Origin of the sequence: Streptomyces sp. NPDC001852, from assembly GCF_042891825.1 — a bacterium.
Taxonomy (GTDB): domain Bacteria; phylum Actinomycetota; class Actinomycetes; order Streptomycetales; family Streptomycetaceae; genus Streptomyces.
The window spans coordinates 81,080-102,149 of record NZ_JBIATN010000014.1 but is presented as its reverse complement, the minus strand read 5'-3'; the positions used below and the strand labels follow the sequence as shown (position 1 = coordinate 102,149).

Here is a 21,070-nt window from a genome sequence, read left to right as displayed (position 1 = left end):
GGTGGTGATGGAGGACAGGCCTGGTGCGCGGGCGTGCCTGCGCGTCCTGCACGCCCTGAACGAACTGCGCCCGTCGGGCGCCGAGGTCATGCTGCGCGGAGCGGCCGCCCAGTGGAAGGAGCACGGCGTCGAGGCGGACGTCATCGCCGTGGCCCCGGCCGTCGGCGCCTTCGCCACCGATCTGCGCGCGGCCGGCTACGGCGTGAGCCATGAGGCGATGAGCCCCTTGTGGCGTCTCGTGATCCGGTTCAGACGGCGGGTCAGGGCCGGCGGATACGACGTGGTCCACCTCCACGACGAGCCGGTGAACTTCTGGCTCGCCCTGGCCGCGCTCAGCACCGGGGCGACGGTGGCCAGCACGGTGCACAACGTCTTTCCGCTCCGTGGCAAGGCACGCGCCAAGCGCATCGTGCAGCGCGCGGTGCTCAGAGCGCTGGGCGTCGTCCACATCGCCGTCAGCGCGGATGTGGCGGCCAACGAGCGCCGCCGCTTCGGCAATCCGGCGCGGGTGGTGGAGAACTGGTACGACCCCGTGTTCACGCCACCGACGCCCGAGGAGCGGGCCCGGGCCCGGGAGGCGCTGGGCCTCGGGGACGACGACCTCGTGGTGGTCAGCGTCGGCAACTGCTCCTCCGTCAAGCGCCACGAGGCGGTCCTGGAGGCCCTGGCGCACCCGGCGGCTCCGCCGCGTCTGGTGTACCTGCACGTGGGTCAGGAGGACGCGGAGCAAAGCGAACGCCGGCTGGCCGACCGGCTGGGCGTCGCCGACCGGGTGCGCTTCCTGGGCGTCCGGCACCCGCTGGAGGCGCTGCACGCGGCCGACGCCTACGCCATGCCGTCCCGGCACGAAGGCATGAGCATCGCCGCCCTGGAGGCCCTCGCCACGGGGCTCCCGGCGGTCTTCGCGGACGTGCCGGGCCTGCGCGGCATGGCGGACGCCGGCCCTGCGGTGGTCCTGGCCGACGTCACGCCGGAGCCCCTCGCCCGGGCCCTCACCGAGGCGGCGGCACTGCCGCCCGCCGAACGCGGCCCCCGGGCCGCCGCGGTGCGGGCCGGTTTCGGCATGGCACGCGGCGTGGCCGAGCACGTGGGGATCTACCGGCGGCTGGTTTCGCCGCGGAAGAGCACCGGGCCGCACCGGAGCAGCTGACCCGGCTCTCGTGTCGGACACGCGGCCGTCGGCCGGGTGAAGGGTGCCCCCCTCGCTCTGCTCCCCCGCGGGCTGCCTCGGCCTACGGGGACACGAGGCCACGTCGGGCCGCGAGCATGTACAGGGGCATCCGTCGGCGCAGGGCCAGGCAGAACAGGGCCACCGGGACCATGCCGAGCACCGAACAACAGGTCGCGGCAACGGGCGTCTTGCTCAGCGACGCACCGGCGAGACCGCTCGCGCACAGCGCCGTGCCGACGGCGGCGTGCACGAGGTAGGGCCGGAGCAGCGCGCGTGGACGGCACAGACCGTCCCGTTGCCAACTGCGCAGTTGCAGCAGATGGCCGACGCCGGTGCCGACAGCGACGGCGGTGGCGGTCAGTGTGAGATCGCGCGCCGTCGCCGCGGCCACGGCGGTGGCCACCGTCATGCTGGTGACGGCCAGTTGGATACGCAGCAGTCTGTGCATGACCTTGCGCACCTCGTCCACGACGCAACAGACGGAATAGAGCATGGAGAACGCGGCTCCCACGGCGAGGACCGGTACCAGTGCGCAGGCCGTCTCCCAGCCCGGGCCGAGGAGCAGTCGCAGGGCGGCCGGGCCGACTCCGGCGAGTGCGCCGAAGGCGATGAACGACAGCGCGGAAGCGGCGCTGAGCACGTCCCGGACAGCGGGCCCGAGCGGCAGACCGTCGCCGTTGCGACGGGCCAGAGTCGGCGTGACAGCCCGGTGCAGGCTGTGGAACAGCATGTCGCCCGGCAGGGCGCAGGTGAGGGACGCCCGGGAGAGCTGTCCGGCGGCGGTGGCGCCGAGGGCGCGGGTGACCGCCCAGATCGGCGCGCTGAGCGTCAGCAACTGGATCAGGCTGTACCCGGCGAACGCGCTGGACAGACCGAGCATGGAGCGGAACGGCACCGGTGGCCCGTCCTCCGCCGCCGCGCGGGCCAGCCGGGGCGCGCTCAGGGCGAGCGTGTACACGGCGCTCAGGGCCGAAGACACCGCCAGGGCGTAGGGGTTCCAGCCCAGGGCGAGCAGAGCGGCGGCCGTGACCGTTCCGCAGACCCCGCCGAGCAGTTCGGTCAGGGCCGAGAAGCGGCCGTGACCGAGCCGCCGCAACGCCGCCACCGCGACCGCCGCCGCGGGCTGGACCAGGAACTGCAGTCCGGCCAGTCGCAGCAGGGGCCCTGCCGTGGGCAGGTGCCAGGCAGCGACACACAGGGGGGTGACGCCCTGCACCGCCGCACAGCACAGCACGCCGGTCGCCGCCGACACCTTCCATGCGCTGCGCACCGTCTGCCGGGTCAGCCGCTCGGCGCGCAGCAGATAGGTGCCCAGTCCGAGAAAGGCCAACGGCCCGAGGAGGGTCATGAGGGTGGACGAGACGGCGTAGGCCCCGTACGCGCCGGGGGGCACCAGGCGGGCCGTGTAGGCGGTGTAGCAGAGTTGGAGGACCGTGCCGACGATCGCGCCGGAGGAGTTCCAGGCCAGTACGGAGAGGACGCCGCGGGCGCCGGACGGGTCCCGTCCGGCGGCGGTCGGGATGCGGCTCATGCCACGTGCTCGGGCAGGGGCGCGTCCGCTGCCGGGGGGACACTCCTCCTCCTGGGCGCGGGCAGGGGCGGCCCGGCGGTGGCCTGTGCGGCACACCGGACCAGCAGCCCGAGCAGCAGGCCGTCGGGGAGCGACGGCTCATAGGTGAGCGAGAAGGCCACTTCGCCGGCGGCCAGCAGCCACATCAGCAGTCCGGCACGGGTGCGCAGGCCGCAGGCGCCGAGCGAGGTGACGACGATGAGCGAGAGCAGGGCCAGACCCACGATTCCGGTCCTGAGCAGCATGAGGACGTAGTAGCTGTGCGGGTTGACCCCGGTGAAGACGGTGCCGGTGAAGCGTTCGTATCCGCTGCCGAAAGGGAGGCCGAACAGCCAGTCGCGCGGCCCGTGCAGGCGGCCGATCAGCTGCTGCCATCCCATGACCCGCCAGTGCCAGGAGCTGCCGTCCGATGCGGATTCGGTGAGGTCCACGGTCAGCCGACTGGTGGGCAGGGCCGTGGCGACGGCGACGGCGATCACCCCGACGAGAGCCGTGGCGGCGGCGGTGATCGCCTTCGGCACGACCCGTCCGGGGCGCAGCAGGAGCCATCCGGAGATCATCGCGGCGGTGGCGGTCCACGCGGAGCGGTGCTGCATCAGCAGGACGACGAGCAGGAGGGGGATCGTCAGGAGCAGGGCCCGTGGGCGTGTGCCGCGCAACGCGAGCCGCATCACCGCTGCCTGGGCGATGAGGAGTGCCGCCGCGGCGGGCAGCCCGCGCCCGCTGACGAGGTGGCCGGCCACCATCACCTGGGAGGAACTGGAGCCGACCCCGAACCTCCACCACCACGCCACCGTACTCACCGCGTAGAGCGTGGCCATGGCGGTCCAGGTGCGCACGACAACGACCGTCAGATCCTGGGAGGGCCGCGCGGTGACGACGTAGAGGCCCGGACCGAAGACCCAGAGGAACGGCACGCGTGCGTCGTTTCCGGCGGTCTGCAGCCCGTGTGTGGCCATGCCGGAGAGAAGGGAGCCCAGCACGACCGCACAGAGCACCCAGAGGAGGCATCGTTGAAGGTTCGGGTGCCCGCGGTGGTGCAGCGCGAGATTGACTCCGGTCGCCAGCATCGCGGCGGCAACCAGGATGTCCACCGACGAGAGGTTCAGGCCGCAGACGACCGCGGTGGGAGACCCGAAGACCAGCGCGGTGCACTGTCCTGCCATGAGCAGGCCGATGCCGGTCGCCGGGAACCGCACGAACACGGCTACCAGGAGGGCGAGGGCGGCCAGTGCGCCGCAGGCGAGGATCACGCTGGCGGGGTCGTGTGCGATCGGCACGGGATCACTGGCTCCGCATCGCGCGCAGGGCGGTTTTGACGTAGGGCGAGAACATCAGGACCGGCGCGTACGGTCCCATGTGCCGGGCGCAGTAGGCCCACCACGCGCGGGGCGGCAGCTCGCGCCGCGAGGTGACCCGGCGCAGCGCCTCACGCACGCCGATGCCGGGTTCCCTGGACCCGGTCAGCGGAGGGTTGTCGTCGCAGGCGCCCGCGTGCCGGGGTGCCACGAACACGCCCAGGCCGGCGCGCCGGACGCGGTAGCCGTAGTCGTTGTCCCCCATGCTGTGCGGGAACCGCCGGTCGATGGGGCCCACGCGGTCGAACACCGGGCGGGGTACGAGCACCACGTTGCCGTGGTGCGTGTCGCAGCTCTCCGGGCGCCCGCTCGGTTCGATCAGCACCGCGTCGTGCCGGTACGGGTGCCACCAGGGGCGACCGGTGTGCCGCGACCCGGAGTACGTGGTGCGCGCGCGGTCGAAGGAGTGAACAGCCCCGACCACCACCGCTCTTCCGCCGACCTCGCGGTCGGTGTCGAGCAGCATGGCCAGCGCGTCGTCGGCGAGCACGACATCGTCGTTGAGCCACAACTGGTGGGTCCAGGGGGTCAGTTGGGGGTCGAGGCTGCGGTCGGAGGCGATGCGCATGCCCTCGCCCCAGAAGACGTCGTCGCCGACGCTCGTCACCTCGACGTGCGGGAAGCGCTCCGCGACGCGCCGGGCGGTGCCGTCGGTGCTCGCCGAGTCCACCAGGTGAACACGCACGGATGTGCCGGGCGGAAGGTTCCGCTGCCGTTCCAGCGACTCCAGCGCGGCAAGCGTCTTGTCGCAGCGGCTGTGACAGGTCATCAGTACGGCGATGCACGGCACGTCCACATGGGCTCCTTGGAGCAAGCAGTCTCGGACGGGGAGCGAAAGCTCTGCTACATATACACCTAAAACTGACATACAAGTCCTTTTATGCCGTCTTCGGGCGATGTGCGTGCCGCCCGTGTGTCCTGGAGCAAGAGGGAATGAACGAGAGTTCTTCGTCGCACGACGTCACCGTGGCCATGGCCTTCGTGCGGATGCCGTCAGCCCAGAGCCCCTACGCCCGTGGCCGGTTGGGTGAGCCACCGGCGTACACGTACTACCGGTGCATGGCCTCTGCCTACGGTTCGGTGCGCCGCTGGAACCCGGACGCCCACCTCGTGTTGGTGACCAACGACCCTCCGCCGGAGCCGTTCAGTGGGCAACTCGACCGCCTCGGCGTCGAGATTCTGCTGACCCCGTTCGCCCACCGGCCCCCGGAGGGTTACGCCAGGGTGTGGGGGGCCTCCCTCTACCACCTCGACGCCATGCGGGCGCTGCGCGGCAGGGCTGGCGTGCAGGTGTTCACCGAGCCCGACGTGCTGTGTGTGCGACCGCTGGACCGGCTGATCGCGCGCGTGGGCGATGCCGTGGGCGCGCAACGCGAACGCCTCGAGGACTGCGCCAAGCCAGGGACGAGGAAGCTGGACGAGTACTGGGAACTGTGCACGCCGATGCACATCGAACTCGGTGAACCGACGGCGGACCACGAATATTTCAACGCCTCGGTGTACGTCATTCCCGAACGCTGGGCACCGGTCCTCGGCGAGCGGATCGACAAGGCGTGGCAACTTTCGATGGCCCGGCACGAGCAGGGCGAGCGAGGATTCTTCACGGACGAGCATTTCATGAACTATGCGCTGCGCGGCACTCCTGTCCGGGAGATGAGCAGCGATGTCCGGGTCATTCCCACCGCGCCCTACCGGCGATACCTCACCGACCGCGACATCATCCTGGGACTGACGCTGTGGAATCTTCCCCATGAGAAGGATCTGGGGTTCCAGCGCATGTACCGCGACGCCGTGGACCCGCGGTCATGGTTCTGGACGTCCTCCCCCCAGGAGTTCCGCAGGCGGGCCGGAGCGATGCTCTCGGTCACCCGGCGGACGCCACAGCGCGCTCTGCTCAACGCGTGTGGCGATGTCGTCGAAAAACTCACGACGGAACGGATGCAGGGCCGGCTGAGGCCCGTGTACACCCGTATGGTGCAGCTGACGGCGTCGCTGCGCCCGCGCTGAGCCCCCGCCCCGGTCAGTGGGCCCCTCGTGCGGTGAGTACCGCCGGAATCGTCCGGGCGAGGATGGTGAGGTCCATGCTCAGCGACCGGTGCCTCACATAGTGCAGATCGAGCCGGACCATCTCACCCCACGACAGGTTCGAGCGGCCGCTGACCTGCCACAGCCCGGTCAGGCCGGGCGGCACGGCGAGCCGGGCGCGGGCCGGTCCGGCGTAGCCGGAGTCGGACAGCGGCAGCGGGCGGGGCCCCACGAGTGACATCTCCCCGCGCAACACGTTGACCAGCTGGGGAAGTTCGTCCAGCGACAGCCGTCGCAGCAGCCGTCCCACCGGGGTGACCCTGGGGTCGTCGCGCATCTTGAAGAGGTGACCGTCCGTCTCGTTGCGTGCGGCGAGCGAGGAGCGGGCACCCTCCGCGCCCGCGTACATGGTGCGGAACTTCAGCATCCTGAACGGACGGCCGCCCCGACCGACCCGTACCTGCCGGAAGAGCACACCGCCCGGTGAGGTGGTGGCGACGGCGAAGGCGATGAGGAGGCAGAGGGGTGCCGCCAGGGCGATCAGGATCAGACTCGCGGTCACGTCGACGAGGCGCTTGGTTCGCATACGGGTCGCATCCATTCGTGGATTTGCCTGGCTATCGTCATGAAATCCCAGCTTCTGGTCGGACTTTCGCATGATGTGCAAGGGGTGCCACGCCGACAACACGAAATCCTCTTTGTATTAGGTCCGTTCGTGGGAGATCGGGGCGTCGGTTCCGGCAGTTCAGCCCGGCTTTCCGGACACATCCGTCAGATGATGTGTTCCGTCGGAAGGGGGTGGCGAACCAGAAAGGAAGCGGGCATGCGTGCGGTGGTGACCGGAGGCGCCGGATTCATCGGTTCTCATCTCTGTGAACGGCTTTTGGACGTCGGCTACGAGGTGGTGTGCGTCGACAACTTCCTCACCGGAAGTCCAGAGAACATCGCGAGTCTGACAGAGCATCGAAGATTCGAGCTGGTGGGCTGTGACGTCGTTCGCGGTCTGGAGGTCGAGGGTCCCGTCGATGCCGTACTGCACTTCGCCTCCCCGGCGTCCCCGGCCGACTATCTGCGGCACCCGCTGGCCACCCTGCGGGTCGGCACGGAAGGCACCCGGCACGCGCTGGAACTGGCGTCGGCCAAGGGCGCGCGCATGGTGCTGGCGTCGACGTCCGAGGCGTACGGCGATCCGCAGGTGCATCCGCAGCCGGAGTCGTACTGGGGCCATGTGAACCCCGTCGGCCCGCGCAGCTGCTACGACGAGGCCAAGCGGTGCGCCGAGGCGCTGACGACGGCCCACCGGCGGGCGCGCGGCACCGATGCCGGGATCGTGCGGATCTTCAACACCTTCGGGCCCCGGATGCGCCACGACGACGGACGCGTCGTGCCCACGCTGATCCGGCAGGCGCTCGAGGGCAACCCGATGACGGTGACGGGAGACGGTTCGCAGAGCCGCTCGCTGTGCTACGTCGACGACCTCGTGGACGGCGTCCTGCGGATGCTGAAGGCATCCTTCGGCGGACCGGTGAACCTCGGCAACCCGCACGAGGTCACCATGCTCGAACTCGCCCACTGGATCCGGCGGCTCACCGGTTCGCACTCCGAGATCGTGCACGTGCCCCTGCCCACGGACGACCCCAGGCGGCGCAGGCCCGATATCCGCCTGGCCATGTCCGAGCTGGGCTGGCAGCCGGCCACGCCGGTCGAACAGGGACTGCTGCGCACCATCGAGTGGTTCGCGGGCCGCATGGAGGCAGGGTGCGGCCCGACCGTCGTACCCGCGCCTGCCGTCCCCTCGGACGACGCCGGCAGCCGCGCGGACGACGCCCGGACCGCGCTGGCGAGGCAGGAGTGACCGGCGACGCCGGGGTCACGGTGGCCATGGCCTTCGTGCGGATGCCGAAGGCCGAGAGCGCCCAGTGCCGGGGGCGACCGGGGGAGGAGCCGGCCCTGTCGTACTTCCGTTGCATGGCCTCCGCCTTCGGGTCCGTGCGCCGGTGGAACCCGGAGGCCGATCTCGTCCTGGTGACGGCGCAGCCGCTGCCGGAGCCGTACGCGGGGCAGCTGGACCGCATCGGGGTGGAGACGGTCCTCGCCCCCTTCGCACACCGCCCGCCTGAAGGACTCGGCACCGGCTGGGCGAGTTCCCTCTACCACCTGGACGCGATGCAGGCGCTGGCCGCGCGGGGCGGGACGCTGGTGTTCAGCGAGCCGGACGTGCTGTGCATGCGGCCGCTCGACGCCATGCTGGTCGAGGTCGGGGACCGGGTGGGAGCCCAGTACGAACCGGCGCTGATGCGGCCCGAGTCACGGCGCTGGAGCTGGTACTGGGAGCTCTGCGAGGACATGCACCGCGACCTCGGTGAACGCACGGGCCGGCACGAGGTGTTCAGCGGTTCCGTCTACGTCGTGCCCGAGCGCCACCTCCCGGTCCTGCTGGAACGGGTCGAGCGGGCCTGGCGGCTCGGCCTCGACCGGCACCGGCAGGGCAGACGCGCGTTCTTTACCGACGAGCACTTCATGAACTACGCGCTGCGCGGTGTACCGGTGGCGGAGCTGAGCGCGTACACACGCTGTCTCTCGACCGTGCCGTGGCTGCGCTGTCCCGAGCGGCACGAGGTCGTCGACGAACTCACCCTGTGGAACCTGTGCTTCGAGAAGGACCGCGGCTTCCAGCGACTGTATCCGCACGCGATCGACCCCTCGTCGTGGTTCTGGACCTCGCCCGCCGGGGAGTTCCGGCAACGGGTCGCCACGCTGATGTCGGTCCGGCCGCCACGCCCCGGCGCCGGCCTGGTCGAGGCCGCCGTACGGGTCCTGCGCGAGGGCATGGACGACCGCCTTCACCGGCGGCTTCGAGCGGGTTACGGGAGGTTCATGCAGCTCAAACCCTATTCTGGGCGGCGCAAATGGTGTCGAGTGTAATCGAATCGGACATTTCTAGCCCTGTGAGGGGTGCACATTGGACCTGCGTGGATATCTCAAAGTACTCGCCAGACGCTGGCCGACCGTCCTGATCTGCCTGCTGCTCGGAATCGGCGCGGGCGAGGCTGCCACTCTGGCGAGCACGCCGGTCTACGAGGCCCGCACCCAGCTCTTCGTCGCCACCCGCAGCGGGGCCGACACCACGGAACTGAACCAGGGGCAGAGCTTCTCGCAGGCCCGGGTCCAGTCGTACGCGGCGATCGTGGCCACCCGTCAGGTGACCGAGCCCGTCATCCGCGAACTCCGGCTGAGGACCACGCCGGACGAACTCGCCTCCCGGATCACCGCCGACGCCCCGCTCAACACCGTTCTCATCAACATCGCGGTGCGCGACACCGCGCCGAAACGGGCGGCCAGGATCGCCGACGCCGTCGCCGACCACTTCGTCACCGTCGTCGAGCGGCTGGAGACCCCGAAGCGCGCACCCGAACCCCGCAAACCCGGCAACGGATCCGTCTCCACCCTCTCCACCCTCTCCCCGGTCTCCCTCGGCGTCACCCAGCAGGCCGACGTGCCGCACCGGCCGGTCTCCCCGAAACTCCTGCTCGACCTCGCCGCCGGACTGCTCGGCGGGCTGGTGCTCGGCGCCGGCATCGTCGCCGCGCGCGAGGCGCTCGACACCACCATCAAGACCAGCGACGCGCTCGGCGAACTCACCTCGCTGCCGGTCCTCGGCTCCATCCCGTACGACAAGAGCGCCTCCCAGAAGAGGGTCGCGGCCGGCACCTCCGTGCGCGCCGAGGCCTTCCGCAAGCTGCGCGCGAACCTCCAGTTCGCCCAGGTCGACGACCGGCCCAGGGTGATCGTCGTGACCAGCCCGGTCCCCGGCGAGGGCAAGACCGCCACGGCCGTCAACCTCGCCCTCTCCCTCGCGGACGCCGGAATCCGGACCTGTCTCGTCGACGCCGACCTGCGCCGCCCGGCCGTCGCCCGCACGTTCGGACTCGTCCAGGACGCCGGACTCACCACGGTGCTCATCGGCAAGGCCGGCGTCGAGGACGTCGTTCAGCAGGCCGACGGCAAGCTCGCGGTGCTGACCAGCGGGGCCGTGCCACCCAACCCGACCGAGCTGCTCTCCTGCGGCCGGATGAAGGAGCTGCTGGGCGAACTCGCCGACGACTACGAGGTGGTCATCGTGGACAGCGCCCCGCTGCTCCCGGTCGCCGACACCATCGGCCTGGCGCCGCTCGCCGACGGGGCTCTGCTCGTCGTGCGCGCCTCCAGGACCGGCCGGGACCAGATCCGCGGCGCCGCCGAGTCGCTGAGCCGGATCGGCGTACGCGTCCTCGGCACCGTGTTCAGCATGTCCTCCGCCCTCAAGGGCAAGGGCTATGGCTACGGCTACGGCGCCGCGGAGGTCCCCGAACCCCGCCCGGCACCCGTGACCGAGAAGTCCGTGCCGTCCGCCAAATCCGTGCCGCCCGCCGAGTCCGCCGAGTCCGCCGGGTCCGTCGCATCAGCCGAGTCCTCTGAGTCCTCCGAAGCCTCGGAGGCCGTCGTGTCAGCCGAGCCCGTGGCGTCCGTCGCGTCCGCCGAGCCCGCTACGTCCGCCTCGCGATCCGACTCGGCGGGTACATGAGCCGGCACGTCGCGGGACGGGCCCGGTGACCGGCTTCGAGGTGCTGTTCATCTGCACCGGCAACCGCCACCGCTCACCCATCGCCGAACGCCTCCTCGCCGCTGCGCTCCCGGACCCCCGCTTCCGGGTGCGCAGCGCGGGCACCGAGGCCCGGCCGGCCGCACTGGACCCCGTGACGCGCTCGATCCTCGCCGAACTGGGCGGGGATGCACGGGAGTTCACCGCGCGGGCGCTGGAGGCCGGACACGTCGAACGGGCCGACCTGGTGCTCGGCCTGGAGCGGTGTCACCGGGAGGCCGCGGTGCGGCTCAGCCCGCTGGCGCTGCGCCGTTGCTTCACCCTCCGGGAGTTCCTCCGGCTCACGGACGGCACCGACCCCGGCACCCCGCACCAGGCGGTCCGGCTCGCCGCGTCCCGGCGCGGGGCGGTGCCTCCCCCGCCGGACGACACGGACGGCATCGCCGACCCGGTCGGCGCCCCGCCCGAGGTGCACCGGGCGCGGGCGCTGGAGGTCCGTGACGCGGTCCGGACATTGGCGGGAATCCTGGCGCCGTGACGTCGTGCGCCGCCCTTCCGGCGCGCGCCGGGGGGAGGGCGAGGCACGTGCCGGTCGGACACACGGACAGGACGGCGACGGCGTCCGCACCGTCAGTCGTCCCGTCAGTCGTGGCAGGCGGGCGCGGGCTCGACGGTGGCCCGCAGGGGCGTCACCAGGGCCTGCCGCAGAATCGTCGGCGGTCGGTCGGCCTCGGGCTCCCGCAGGTGCAGCACCAACGTACGGCCGGCCCCCCTGGGCAGCTCCAGGTCGAGGGTGTACACCGGGTGGCCGCGCTCGGTGCCGGAGATCATCTCCAGCCGGCGGCCGTCCAGGGTGGCGGACGTCAGATGCGCCCCCGTGCCCGCGTAGTACGACACCAGCAGCCGGTTGTCGCCCGGGCGGGTCGGGTAGGGCGGGTGGTCGACCCGTTGCGTGACGTAGTCGGGCAGACCGGCCGGCGCCCGGTTGGTGAGCGTCACGGTCACGGTGACCGAGCGGCCGTCGCCCGTGCACGCGCCGGGCGCCCAGCGCAGGCTCCGGTCGAGGTAGTAGTCCAGCTTGGTGCCGGCCGCGTTGTTCACCACGAGCCCCGCGAAGGGACCGGGCGCGTCGGGCAAGGCGCCGCCGAACGGCCGTGACTCCAGCAGCCGTTCCTCCGCCGCGTGGGCGCTCCAGACCTGCAGGCGCCCGGCCCGCTCCACGTCGTGCACGGCGCCCAGCAGCGCGGGCAGTGTCCTCGGGTCGTCCATCGAGCGCATCACCCGGCCGGCGGCGGCGCGCGCGGCCTCGACGAAGAACGCCTTGCGCTCGTCCACGTCCGTGTAGTCCGCGTAGGCGGACCGCTCGGTCAGGTCCACGGCGTTGGCCGCGGTGACCGCCCTGCCGTCGGGCATCCGGGCGGATCCCGTGGCCCGCAGCAGCAGACCCAGGGCACCGGGGTCGAGGGCGATCGCGCCGTCCAGGCGCCGGCCCGTGTGGACGCGCCACGCCGAGGTCCAGATCCGGGCCGCGTACGGGAAGTGCGGGCTCATGTTGGAGTTCTGCCAGACGCTGCCCGGCTCGTTGTCCCCGTACTGGTCGGCGAAGTCGGCCCCGAACTTCGGGTCCGTACGGACGCCGTCCATCTCCGTGTCGTTGCCGAAGCGCTCGAAGGACACCCGTCCCCGGTCGGTCCGCAGGACCGCGAAGGCACCCGGGAGGCCGCCGGTGCCCCGGGCCTCGGCCGTGTTCTGGAAGGAGAGGAAGTAGCGCCGCGGCCCGTGCGCCCCGAGCATCGCGGGCACCACGCGCGCCGCGACGGCGGCGTCCCGTGCCGACGGGACGAGCCGGTCGAGCTGCGCCGACAACTGCACGCGTCCGCTGTCGGCCGCGGGCAGCCAGGTGGAGTGCGGAAGACGACGGACGTCGCCCCGCACGTCGGCCGCGACCGTCGCGGCCCGCGCGAACGCGTCCCCCTGGCCCTGAAGCTCGGTCAGAGCGCGTGCCAGGCCGCCCGCGTGGGCGCCCGCGGACAGCCGGGGAACCGCCCGCACCAGAGGCGGCAGAACCTCGCCGGCCAGTTCGTCGGAGGCCTTCGCGAGGCCGCGTACGGTCTCGACCGGGGCGCCCGCGAAGGGCAGCTGGGCCGCGGTGTACCAGGCCGGTCCGGTGGTGAGCCGGTGAGCGCGCGCGGCATGGGCGGCAGCGGAGCGCAGCAGCCGCTCCTGGGCGGACTCCGCCGGGGCGCCCGCGGCGACGGCCGCGGGGTGGGACACCACCGCGGCCGCCACCGACTGCCGGAGTGCGTTCAGGTCGTGCTGCGCCGCCAGGAGTTCGGTACGGGCGAGCCAGCCCGTGACTCCGATCCAGGCGGCCGCCGCCGGGGGAAGGGCGGCGGCGGCCATGAGCGCGATCCTGAGGCGCGTACGGCGGTCAAGCCGACGTGTCATGAGCTACGGCGGCGCGCAACCAGGATGGTTCCCGCACCTGCCGCGATCAGAGCGGCTGCCACCCCGCCCATGACGACTTCCTTCGTGTGGTCGGCACCGGTGTGGGCGAGGTGCCCCTTGCTCCCGTTGTGACCGTGCTCCTGCTCGTCCCCGTGGTCGTGGTCCTGACCGTGGTCGTCGTCGTCCTGACCGTGGTCGTGGTCCTCTCCGTGGTCGTGGTCGTGGTGGTGCGGCGGCTTGGGTGGGTAGGGCGGGTACGGAGCGTGCGACGGATGCGGCGGGTAGGGGGTGCCTTCGGCATGGGCGGCTGCCGCGCCTGCCAGCGGTGCTGCGAAGAGCGCAGCAGCCGCGGCGGCCGAGGCCACTACAGATCGCCAGCTCGGCGATGTCGTCATCTCTTCCACTCTCCTTGAGGTGAGTTGGCAGAGCGCGGCGGAGGCAGCGCTCAGAACCTGAATAGTGGAATAAATACGAACTTTCCGGCATCGATCACGCCGTGGCGTCCATAAGCCACCGGATGGTGTAGCGCAGACAGCACACGGACGCCCCCCTGCCCGGCGTGGGCAGGGGGGCGTCGTACGGCGTGGAACCGCTGTTACTTGACGGGCTCGGGCTCCGGCTCGCTCTCCGTCTCGGCCGCGCCGGCCGGGTCGACCGGGGTCTTCACCGAGTCGAGGAGCAGCTGGGCCACGTCCACGACCTGGATGGACTCCTTGGCCTTGCCCTCGTTCTTCTTGCCGTTGACCGAGTCGGTCAGCATGACCAGGCAGAACGGGCAGGCCGTGGACACGATGTCGGGGTTCAGGGAGAGGGCCTCGTCGACGCGCTCGTTGTTGATGCGCTTGCCGATGCGCTCCTCCATCCACATCCGGGCGCCGCCGGCGCCGCAGCAGAAGCCGCGCTCCTTGTGGCGGTGCATCTCCTCGTTGCGCAGGCCCGGGACCTTGCCGATGATCTCGCGCGGGGGCGTGTAGATCTTGTTGTGGCGGCCCAGGTAGCACGGGTCGTGGTAGGTGATGATGCCCTCGACCGGGGTGACCGGGACCAGCTTGCCCTCGTCGACCAGGTGCTGGAGCAGCTGGGTGTGGTGGATGACCTCGTAGTCGCCGCCGAGCTGCGGGTACTCGTTGCCGATCGTGTTGAGGCAGTGCGGGCAGGTGGCGACGATCTTCTTCGCGGACTTCGGCTTGGCGGACTCCGGCGTGACGTTGCCGTCCTCGTCGGTCTCCTCGCCGAACGCCATGTTCAGCGCGGCCACGTTCTCCATGCCGAGCTCCTGGAACAGGGGCTCGTTGCCGAGGCGGCGGGCGGAGTCACCGGTGCACTTCTCGTCGCCGCCCATGATCGCGAACTTCACGCCCGCGATGTGCAGCAGCTCCGCGAAGGCCTTGGTGGTCTTCTTGGCGCGGTCCTCGAGGGCGCCGGCGCAGCCGACCCAGTACAGGTACTCGACCTCGGAGAGGTCCTCGATGTCCTTGCCGACGACCGGGACCTCGAAGTCGACCTCCTTGGTCCACTCCAGGCGCTGCTTCTTGGCCAGGCCCCAGGGGTTGCCCTTCTTCTCCAGGTTCTTGAGCATCGTGCCCGCCTCGGAGGGGAAGGCACTCTCGATCATGACCTGGTAGCGGCGCATGTCGACGATGTGGTCGACGTGCTCGATGTCCACCGGGCACTGCTCGACGCAGGCGCCGCAGGTGGTGCAGGACCACAGCACGTCCGGGTCGATGACGCCGTTCTCCTCGGCGGTGCCGATCAGCGGGCGCTCGGCCTCGGCGAGAGCGGCGGCGGGGACGTCCTTCAGCTGCTCCTCGGACGCCTTCTCCTCGCCCTCCATGGTCTTGCCGCCGCCCGCCAGCAGGTACGGCGCCTTGGCGTGCGCGTGGTCCCGCAGGGACATGATCAGCAGCTTGGGGGAGAGCGGCTTGCCGGTGTTCCAGGCGGGGCACTGCGACTGGCAGCGGCCGCACTCGGTGCAGGTGGAGAAGTCCAGCAGGCCCTTCCAGGAGAACTGCTCGACCTGGGAGACGCCGAAGACGTCGTCCTCGCCGGGGTCGGTGAAGTCGATCGGCTTGCCGCCCGACGTCATCGGCAGCAGGGCGCCGAGGGAGGTCTCACCGGTGGCGTTGCGCTTGAAGAAGATGTTCGGGAACGCCAGGAAGCGGTGCCAGGCCACACCCATGTCGGTCTTCAGGGCGACCGTGATCATCCAGATGAAGGAGGTCGCGATCTTCAGGCCGGCGAAGAAGTAGGTGAGGTTCTGGAGCGTGGAGACGTCCATGCCCTTCAGCCAGGACACCACGGGGTACGAGATGAAGAACGAGGCCTCGTAGCCGTCGACGTGGTGCTGGGCGCCCTCCAGGGCGTGCAGCATGAAGATGCAGACGCCGACGATGAGGATGACGGCCTCGACGAAGTACGCCTGGCCGAAGTTGGAGCCGGCGAAGCGGGACTTGCGGCCCGGCCTGCGCGGGTGGCTCAGCTGGCGGATCGCGATCAGGACGAGGATGCCGACGACCGTCATCGTGCCGATGAACTCGACGTAGATGTTGTACGGCGCCCATTCACCGATGACCGGCAGGATCCAGTCCGCCTTGAACAGCTGCCCGATCGCGTTGACGATCGTGAGCAGCAGGGTGAAGAAGCCCACCGCCACGAACCAGTGCGCCACACCGACGACGCCCCAGCGGTTCATCCGGGTGTGGCCGAGGAACTCCCTGACCACGGTCATGGTGCGCTGTGCGGGGTCGTTGGTCCGCGTTCCGGCCGGCACCGACTGGCCCAGCCGCATGAAGTTGTAGATCTGGAGGAGGGCGCGGCTGAACAGTGCCACGCCGACCACGATCAGGACCAGCGACACGATGATCGCGGCGAGTTGCATTGGGGCTCCTGAGGCGGCCTCGAACTTACTAAGCGGTAACTTATGCAGTCCGTCTGAGACTACCCCCATCTTCCGTCGGGTTGCAGCCGGGCGCGGGGTGATGCGCATCATCCCACGGGTCATCGGATCGTGTTATTCGTACCGAATTGATACTTTCGCCCCTACCTTAGAGCCGTGCTCTACGGGATCGCCGCTGCTACCGCCTCCCTGCTTCTCGCCGCACTGCTCGCGGCGCTGCTCAGGGTGCCCGCGCTGCGGGCGGGCATCGTCGACCGGCGCCGGCAGCGGCGCCTGCCGCTGCTCGGCGGGCTCGCGGTGGTGTCCGTCACCTGTCTCGTCGCCTGGGTGGGGCAGCGGACCGGGATCGCGCCGCTCGGCGAGGGGGTCGACGAGCTGCTGGTCGCCGCCGCCGTGGTCGCAGCGCTGGGCCTGGTCGCCGACGTCTGGCGGCTCCGCGCGCGCGTGCTCGTCGCCGGTACGGCCCTGGCGGCGGCCTGGGTGGTGCCGTACGACGAGACGGGCGTACTGGGCGGCCTGCTCGCCGTCGGCTGGATCGTGCTCGCCTCGCTCGTCTTCAAGGGGCTCGATCACGCGGACGGGCTGGCCGGGACGGTCGGGGTGGTGACCGCGTTCGGGGCCGGCGCCTGTGCGGCGGCCGAGGTGATGGACGGGCTCGCCGTGCTGCTGAGCGTCCTGGCCGCCGCCCTGACCGGCTTCCTGATGCACAACTGGCCTCCCGCGCGGATCGGGCTCGGCGCCTGCGGCTCGCTGTTCACCGGGTTCCTGCTGTCGTCGTCCGTCGTCTTCACGCGCGCGGGGTACGCCCTCAGGTCGAGCGCCGCGGTGGTGTTCTGCCTCGCCGCGGTCGCCCTCGCCGACGCCGTCCTGGTCGTCCTCGCCCGGGGGCTGGCCCGGCGTCCGCTGCTGCGGCGTGGCCCCGACCACCTCGCGCACCGGCTGCGTGGGCTCGGGCTCACCCCGGCGGGGTCGGTCGTGCTGCTGGGGGCGGGCTGCTTCTCGGCGGTGCTCGTCGGCGTGCTGGTGCACACCGGGTGGACGGGGGAGGGGGCCGTGCTGTGGGTGGCCGGAGGGGTGCTGTTCGCCGTTCTCGTACTCCTTCGCATCCGTGTCCGTATCCCCGCCCAGACACCTCGGCGCGGGCCATCGACGCAGGTCAGGGAGCAGGCGACCGGCCAGTTGCGTGTAAGGAACGGATAAGACTTGAGTCGCGCCGACTCAGGTCTGTTGACCCGGCGGGGGCCGTCGTGCACACTTGAGTCCGTTCCACTCAAGTCAGCTGGAGGAATCAACCATGGCACGTGCGGTCGGCATCGACCTGGGCACGACTAACTCCGTCGTCAGCGTTCTGGAGGGCGGCGAGCCCACCGTCATCACCAACGCCGAGGGCGCCAGGACCACGCCGTCCGTCGTCGCCTTCGCCAAGAACGGTGAGGTGCTCGTCGGCGAGGTCGCCAAGCGCCAGGCGGTCACCAACGTGGACCGGACCATCCGCTCCGTCAAGCGCCACATGGGCACCGACTGGAAGATCCAGCTCGACGGCAAGGACTTCAACCCGCAGCAGATCTCCGCGTTCATCCTGCAGAAGCTGAAGCGGGACGCCGAGGCCTACCTGGGCGAGAAGGTGACCGACGCGGTCATCACCGTCCCGGCGTACTTCAACGACTCCGAGCGTCAGGCGACCAAGGAGGCCGGTGAGATCGCCGGTCTGAACGTCCTGCGCATCGTCAACGAGCCGACCGCCGCCGCGCTGGCCTACGGCCTCGACAAGGACGACCAGACCATCCTCGTCTTCGACCTGGGTGGCGGCACCTTCGACGTGTCCCTGCTGGAGATCGGCGACGGCGTCGTCGAGGTGAAGGCCACCAACGGTGACAACCACCTCGGTGGTGACGACTGGGACCAGCGCGTCGTCGACTACCTCGTCAAGCAGTTCCAGTCCGGTCACGGCGTGGACCTGTCCAAGGACAAGATGGCCCTCCAGCGCCTCCGTGAGGCCGCCGAGAAGGCCAAGATCGAGCTGTCCTCCTCCACCGAGACCTCGATCAACCTGCCCTACATCACCGCGTCCGCCGAGGGCCCGCTGCACCTGGACGAGAAGCTCACCCGCGCCCAGTTCCAGCAGCTGACGGCCGACCTGCTGGAGCGCTGCAAGACGCCGTTCCACAACGTCATCAAGGACGCCGGCATCTCCATCAACGACATCGACCACGTCGTGCTCGTCGGTGGCTCCACCCGTATGCCCGCCGTCGCCGAGCTCGTCAAGGAGCTGACCGGCGGCAAGGAGGCCAACAAGGGTGTGAACCCGGACGAGGTCGTCGCCATCGGCGCCTCGCTCCAGGCCGGTGTCCTCAAGGGCGAGGTCAAGGACGTCCTGCTGCTCGACGTCACCCCGCTGTCCCTCGGCATCGAGACCAAGGGCGGCATCATGACCAAGCTGATCGAGCGCAACACCACGATCCCGACCAAGCGCTCGGAGATCTTCACCACGGCCGAGGACAACCAGCCGTCGGTGCAGATCCAGGTCTACCAGGGCGAGCGCGAGATCGCGGCCTACAACAAGAAGCTCGGCATGTTCGAGCTGACCGGTCTGCCGCCGGCGCCGCGCGGCGTCCCGCAGATCGAGGTCTCCTTCGACATCGACGCCAACGGCATCATGCACGTCACGGCGAAGGACCTCGGCACCGGCAAGGAGCAGAAGATGACCGTCACCGGCGGCTCCTCGCTCCCGAAGGAAGAGGTCGACCGCATGCGCGAGGAGGCCGAGCGCTACGCGGAGGAGGACCACAAGCGCCGCGAGGCCGCCGAGGCCCGCAACCAGGGCGAGCAGCTGGTCTACCAGACCGAGAAGTTCCTCAAGGACAACGAGGACAAGGTCCCCGGCGAGATCAAGACCGAGGTCGAGGCCGCGGTCGGCGAGCTGAAGGAAGCCCTCAAGGGCGAGGACACCGCCGAGATCCGCACCGCCACCGAGAAGGTCGCCGCCGTCTCGCAGAAGCTGGGCCAGGCCATGTACGCCGACGCCCAGGCCGCGCAGGCCGCGGGCGGCCCCGAGGGCGCCGCTCAGGGCGGCAAGGCCGCCGACGACGACGTCGTGGACGCCGAGATCGTGGACGACGAGCGCAAGGACGGAGCCGCGTAATGACGGAGGAGACCCCGGGTTTTGACGAGAAGCCCGACGTCCCCTCCGGCGCCACCCCCGACGACGCCGAGTCGAAGGCCGCCCCCGAGAAGGGGGCGGCCCCGGCCGGGGACGGAAACGAGAACGTGGGTCTGGTGGCCCAGCTGGACCAGGTGCGCACCGCGCTCAACGAGCGCACGCTGGACCTCCAGCGCCTCCAGGCCGAGTACCAGAACTACCGCCGCCGGGTCGAGCGCGACCGGATCACGGTCAAGGAGATCGCCGTCGCGAACCTCCTGACCGAACTCCTGCCCGTGCTCGACGACATCGGCCGCGCGCGGGAACACGGCGAACTGGTCGGCGGCTTCAAGTCGGTGGGCGAGTCGCTGGAGACCGTCGCGGCCAAGATGGGCCTGCAGCAGTTCGGCAAGGAGGGCGAGCCCTTCGACCCGACCATCCACGAGGCCCTGATGCACAGTTACGCGCCGGACGTCACCGAGACGACCTGCGTGGCGATCCTGCAGCCCGGGTATCGCATCGGCGAGCGCACCATCCGCCCCGCGCGGGTGGCTGTCGCCGAGCCGCAGCCCGGCGCGCAGACCGTCAAGGCCGAGGCCGAGGACAAGACCGAGGCGAAGCAGGCCGACGACAAGGAGAACGGTGGCCCGGACGAGGGCTGACGTGAAGACACCCACGGGGAAGCCGAGAAAGGGGGTACGTCGGGGATGAGCACCAAGGACTTCATCGAGAAGGACTACTACAAGGTCCTCGGCGTCCCCAAGGACGCCACCGAGGCCGAGATCAAGAAGGCGTACCGGAAGCTCGCCCGCGAGTTCCACCCGGACGCCAACAAGGGCAACGCCAAGGCCGAGGAGCGCTTCAAGGAGATCTCCGAGGCGAACGACATACTCGGCGACCCCAAGAAGCGCAAGGAGTACGACGAGGCACGCGCCCTGTTCGGCAACGGCGGCTTCCGCCCCGGGCCGGGCGCCGGCGGCTCCTTCAACTTCGACCTGGGCGACCTCTTCGGAGGCGGCGGGACCACCACCCAGGGCGGAGGCTTCGGCGGCGGACTCGGTGACGTCTTCGGGGGCCTGTTCAACCGCGGCGGCACGGGGACGACGCGCACCCAGCCGCGCCGCGGCCAGGACATCGACACCGAGGTCACGCTGAGCTTCACGGAGGCCATCGAGGGCGCCACGGTGCCCCTGCGCATGTCCTCCCAGGCGCCCTGCAAGGCCTGCTCGGGCACCGGCGACAAGAACGGCACGCCGCGGGTGTGCCCGACCTGCGTCGGCACCGGGCAGGTCGCCCGGGGCTCCGGCGGCGGCTTCTCGCTCACCGACCCCTGCCCCGACTGCAAGGGCCGCGGCCTGATCGCCGAGCACCCTTGCATGGAGTGCAAGGGCAGCGGCCGTGCGAAGTCGTCCAGGACCATGCAGGTCCGCATCCCGGCCGGGGTGACCGACGGCCAGCGCATCCGGCTGCGCGGCAAGGGCGCGCCCGGCGAGCGGGGCGGCCCGGCCGGCGACCTGTACGTGGTCGTGCACGTCGGCGCGCACCCCGTGTTCGGCCGCAAGGGCGACAACCTCACCGTCACCGTGCCGGTGACGTATCCCGAGGCGGCCCTCGGCGGCGAGGTGCGGGTACCGACCCTCGGCGGCCCGCCCGTCACCCTGAAACTGCCGCCCGGCACGCCCAACGGCCGCACCATGCGCGCCCGGGGCAAGGGCGCGGTCCGCAAGGACGGCACCCGCGGCGACCTGTTGGTCACCGTCGAGGTGCGTGTGCCCGAGGACGTGTCGGGGAAGGCTCGTGAAGCGCTCGAGGCGTATCGCGAGGCGACCGCGGGCGAGGATCCGCGGGCGGAGCTGTTCGAGGCCGCGAAGGGAGACTGAG

17 protein-coding genes are annotated in these 21,070 nt (G+C 70.9%); 10 read left to right on the top strand and 7 right to left on the bottom strand.

Going from position 1 to position 21,070, the window contains the following annotated elements; translation table 11 throughout:
* Positions 1–7 precede the first annotated feature (7 nt).
* Complete coding sequence (locus ACFYZB_RS24520) at positions 8–1,150, top strand: glycosyltransferase (protein ID WP_388762289.1); 1,143 nt, start codon at positions 8–10, stop codon at positions 1,148–1,150.
* A gap of 82 nt (positions 1,151–1,232) precedes the next feature.
* On the opposite strand, the gene ACFYZB_RS24515 is transcribed toward ACFYZB_RS24520, so the two are convergent.
* From ACFYZB_RS24515 to ACFYZB_RS24505, 3 genes are read right to left on the bottom strand one after another with little or no spacing between them, the layout of a single operon-like run.
* Positions 1,233–2,702 carry an oligosaccharide flippase family protein gene (locus tag ACFYZB_RS24515; RefSeq protein WP_388762287.1) on the bottom strand — a complete coding sequence of 490 codons (1,470 nt, stop codon included), beginning with the start codon at positions 2,700–2,702 and terminating at the stop codon, positions 1,233–1,235.
* Entirely contained in the window at positions 2,699–4,021 is a 1,323-nt protein-coding gene (locus tag ACFYZB_RS24510; RefSeq protein WP_388762285.1) for a hypothetical protein, read from the bottom strand. Before ACFYZB_RS24510 ends, ACFYZB_RS24515 begins: the two co-directional genes overlap by 4 nt.
* Positions 4,022–4,025: 4 nt before the next feature.
* Positions 4,026–4,868 (bottom strand): glycosyltransferase family 2 protein, encoded by an 843-nt coding sequence (locus tag ACFYZB_RS24505; protein WP_388762675.1) that lies wholly within the window; start codon positions 4,866–4,868, stop codon positions 4,026–4,028.
* Between the two features lie 344 nt (positions 4,869–5,212).
* Between ACFYZB_RS24505 and ACFYZB_RS24500 the strand changes: the two genes are divergently transcribed.
* Positions 5,213–6,106, top strand: coding sequence for a hypothetical protein (locus ACFYZB_RS24500; RefSeq protein WP_388762282.1), 894 nt, complete (start codon positions 5,213–5,215; stop codon positions 6,104–6,106).
* A gap of 13 nt (positions 6,107–6,119) precedes the next feature.
* Here the strand turns inward: ACFYZB_RS24500 and ACFYZB_RS24495 are convergent, their stop codons facing one another.
* Positions 6,120–6,710: a sugar transferase gene (locus tag ACFYZB_RS24495; RefSeq protein WP_388762279.1), complete on the bottom strand. Its 591-nt coding sequence runs from the start codon at positions 6,708–6,710 to the stop codon at positions 6,120–6,122.
* 237 nt (positions 6,711–6,947) lie between these two features.
* Between ACFYZB_RS24495 and ACFYZB_RS24490 the strand changes: the two genes are divergently transcribed.
* Genes ACFYZB_RS24490 through ACFYZB_RS24475 form a run of 4 tightly spaced genes read left to right on the top strand, consistent with a single transcriptional unit; the run spans position 6,948 to position 11,244 of the window.
* Positions 6,948–7,979 (top strand): NAD-dependent epimerase/dehydratase family protein, encoded by a 1,032-nt coding sequence (locus ACFYZB_RS24490; protein ID WP_388762277.1) that lies wholly within the window; start codon positions 6,948–6,950, stop codon positions 7,977–7,979.
* Positions 7,976–9,049: a hypothetical protein gene (locus ACFYZB_RS24485; RefSeq protein ID WP_388762276.1), complete on the top strand. Its 1,074-nt coding sequence runs from the start codon at positions 7,976–7,978 to the stop codon at positions 9,047–9,049. The genes ACFYZB_RS24490 and ACFYZB_RS24485 overlap by 4 nt, the downstream gene beginning before the upstream one ends.
* A gap of 37 nt (positions 9,050–9,086) precedes the next feature.
* On the top strand, positions 9,087–10,688 hold the full coding sequence (locus tag ACFYZB_RS24480) for a polysaccharide biosynthesis tyrosine autokinase (protein WP_388762274.1): 1,602 nt from the start codon (positions 9,087–9,089) through the stop codon (positions 10,686–10,688).
* A gap of 25 nt (positions 10,689–10,713) precedes the next feature.
* Complete coding sequence (locus ACFYZB_RS24475) at positions 10,714–11,244, top strand: low molecular weight phosphatase family protein (RefSeq protein WP_388762272.1); 531 nt, start codon at positions 10,714–10,716, stop codon at positions 11,242–11,244.
* 104 nt (positions 11,245–11,348) lie between these two features.
* Here ACFYZB_RS24475 and ACFYZB_RS24470 read toward each other — a convergent pair whose 3' ends face one another.
* The 3 genes from ACFYZB_RS24470 to ACFYZB_RS24460 form a co-directional block, all read right to left on the bottom strand.
* Positions 11,349–13,109: a DUF4012 domain-containing protein gene (locus tag ACFYZB_RS24470; RefSeq protein ID WP_388762270.1), complete on the bottom strand. Its 1,761-nt coding sequence runs from the start codon at positions 13,107–13,109 to the stop codon at positions 11,349–11,351.
* Positions 13,110–13,150: 41 nt separating this feature from the next.
* Positions 13,151–13,549, bottom strand: a complete 399-nt coding sequence (locus tag ACFYZB_RS24465; RefSeq protein ID WP_388762267.1) for a hypothetical protein — start codon at positions 13,547–13,549, stop codon at positions 13,151–13,153.
* 200 nt (positions 13,550–13,749) lie between these two features.
* The gene (locus ACFYZB_RS24460) at positions 13,750–16,032 is read right to left on the bottom strand and encodes a (Fe-S)-binding protein (protein WP_388762264.1); all 2,283 of its coding nucleotides are present in this window, start codon (positions 16,030–16,032) and stop codon (positions 13,750–13,752) included.
* A gap of 174 nt (positions 16,033–16,206) precedes the next feature.
* Here ACFYZB_RS24460 and ACFYZB_RS24455 point away from each other — a divergent pair, with 174 nt between their 5' ends.
* The 4 genes from ACFYZB_RS24455 to dnaJ all read left to right on the top strand — a co-directional run bounded on the left by ACFYZB_RS24455 (position 16,207) and on the right by dnaJ (position 21,069).
* A complete protein-coding gene (locus tag ACFYZB_RS24455) occupies positions 16,207–17,250 on the top strand; it encodes an MraY family glycosyltransferase (RefSeq protein ID WP_388762261.1) in 1,044 nt (347 codons plus the stop codon).
* A gap of 94 nt (positions 17,251–17,344) precedes the next feature.
* Entirely contained in the window at positions 17,345–19,192 is a 1,848-nt protein-coding gene (gene dnaK, locus ACFYZB_RS24450; RefSeq protein WP_055705133.1) for a molecular chaperone DnaK, read from the top strand.
* A complete protein-coding gene (gene grpE / locus ACFYZB_RS24445; protein ID WP_388762257.1) occupies positions 19,192–19,851 on the top strand; it encodes a nucleotide exchange factor GrpE in 660 nt (219 codons plus the stop codon). The genes dnaK and grpE overlap by 1 nt, the downstream gene beginning before the upstream one ends.
* 45 nt (positions 19,852–19,896) lie before the next feature.
* Entirely contained in the window at positions 19,897–21,069 is a 1,173-nt protein-coding gene (gene dnaJ / locus ACFYZB_RS24440) for a molecular chaperone DnaJ (protein WP_351209732.1), read from the top strand.
* Position 21,070: the final 1 nt, after the last annotated feature.